The organism is Shimia biformata, from assembly GCF_016888515.1.
Lineage (GTDB): Bacteria > Pseudomonadota > Alphaproteobacteria > Rhodobacterales > Rhodobacteraceae > Shimia_A > Shimia_A biformata.
The window spans coordinates 1-617 of sequence record NZ_JAFEJK010000009.1 but is presented as its reverse complement, the minus strand read 5'-3'; the positions used below and the strand labels follow the sequence as shown (position 1 = coordinate 617).

1 protein-coding gene is annotated in these 617 nt (G+C 61.3%); it reads right to left on the bottom strand.

The features are described 5' to 3' along the window. Positions 1–617, bottom strand: a 617-nt coding sequence (locus JQ863_RS19310; protein WP_204115988.1) for an ABC transporter ATP-binding protein, incomplete at both ends; no start/stop codon positions are given.

The window sequence follows — 617 nt, the reverse complement described above, 5'->3', positions numbered from 1 at the left end:
ATCAAATTCATCGCCGGGTTGCCGATGAAGCTGGCGACAAATGTGTTTGCGGGTGTGTCATAGATTTCGGTCGGGCTGCCGACCTGCTGGACGACCCCCTTTTTCATCACCACCACGCGATCGGCGAGCGTCATCGCCTCGATCTGGTCGTGGGTCACGTAGATCGTGGTCACCGACAGTTCATGGCTGAGGTTCTTGATCTGCGCCCGGGTCGAGACCCGCAGCTTGGCGTCAAGGTTCGACAGCGGCTCGTCCATCAGGAACACGTTGGGTTCACGCACGATCGCGCGGGCCAAAGCCACGCGCTGGCGCTGACCGCCCGACAATTCGGCCGGCTTGCGATGCAGGAACTCGTCCAGCTCCACCATGGCCGAGGCGCGGCGCACCTTTTCGTCATGGGTCTTGGGGTCGATGCCGCGCACCTTCAGCGGAAAGCGGATGTTCTCATAGACATTCATGTTCGGGTAAAGCGCGTAGGACTGGAACACCATGGCGACATCGCGGTCCTTCGGCTCCATATCGTTGACGCGGGTGCCGTCGATCAGAATGTCGCCCTCGCTGGCATCTTCCAGCCCGGCAATCATCCGCATCGTCGTGGTCTTGCCGCATCCCGAGGG